The organism is Yoonia sp. SDW83-1 (genome assembly GCF_046762885.1).
Classification (GTDB): domain Bacteria; phylum Pseudomonadota; class Alphaproteobacteria; order Rhodobacterales; family Rhodobacteraceae; genus Yoonia.
The window spans coordinates 1-611 of record NZ_JBKQXO010000057.1; the positions used below are offsets into that span (position 1 = coordinate 1).

Annotated in this window: 1 protein-coding gene; it reads left to right on the plus strand. The window is 56.6% G+C overall.

The window, feature by feature from the left end; all coding sequences use genetic code 11:
* Positions 1-66 precede the first annotated feature (66 nt).
* Positions 67-611 (plus strand): TetR/AcrR family transcriptional regulator (locus tag ACFWW4_RS22720; RefSeq protein ID WP_411892913.1); only part of this gene is annotated, 545 nt, incomplete at its 3' end.

The window sequence follows — 611 nt, forward strand, 5'->3', positions numbered from 1 at the left end:
CATGGACTCACAAAAACATGCAAGATGTATGTAAGATGATTTTGTTAGAAACCGGAGAACGCCGATATGACCCCAGACAAACCCGTGCGACGGAGCCAGGCGGATAGACGCGCCGAAACGCGGGCAAGGCTTCTTGAGGCCGCGCGCGATCTGTTCATCGAGATAGGCTTTGCTGAAACGCCAACGCCGGAAATCGTGCGCAGGGCTGGGGTCACGCGCGGTGCGCTGTATCATCACTTTGCAGATAAGGCTGACTTGTTTCGTGTGCTGGTCGAAGAAGAGGCAAAGGCAATTTCCGTTCACATCGACCGAGAAACCCGAGATGTGGCCGATCCAGAGCAGGCCATGATAATTGGATCGAACGCCTTTTTCGAAGCAATGCTGGTGCCCGGTCGCGTCCGTCTCTTGCTGGAAGAAGCTCCAGCAATATTGGGGCACCGCGATGCTGTTGCCCTGACACGCGCAAATGGCAGCGAAGAACTTCGCGACGGACTTACGCGCGCACTTCCCGGACATTCGCCACAGCACATCGATGCGCTCACCAACCTACTTTCGGCGGCATTTGACCGCGCGGCGCTTGAGATCGCCTATGGCGGTGATCGGGAGACCTA